The sequence below is a fragment of the Microbacterium sp. GbtcB4 genome, from assembly GCF_019091465.1.
GTDB classification, from domain to species: domain Bacteria; phylum Actinomycetota; class Actinomycetes; order Actinomycetales; family Microbacteriaceae; genus Microbacterium; species Microbacterium paraoxydans.
In genome coordinates, this window is sequence record NZ_JAGXJJ010000713.1 from 1 (window position 1) to 231 (window position 231).

General features: G+C 64.9%; 1 protein-coding gene. It reads right to left on the reverse strand.

The features are described from left to right. Positions 1 to 231: undecaprenyl-diphosphate phosphatase (locus tag KVS71_RS19360; RefSeq protein ID WP_302677833.1), on the reverse strand; the 231-nt coding region annotated here is incomplete at both ends.

Consider the following 231-nt stretch of genomic DNA (forward strand, 5'->3'; position numbering starts at 1 on the left):
ATGAGGGGGAGCGCCTGCGCGAGACCGAAGGCGATGCCGTGCAGGTAGGTCAGGTCGTCGAGCGTGCGCCGCTTGGCACCGACGTGGACGGCGATGCCCAGGAGGATGCCGAACACGATGAGCATGATCGCCACGATCCAGAGCGACCGGAAGACGGACACGATCTGGTCCTGGAACAGGAGCCCGAGCAGCACGATCGGGATGCTGCCGATGATGATGAGCCAGCCCATG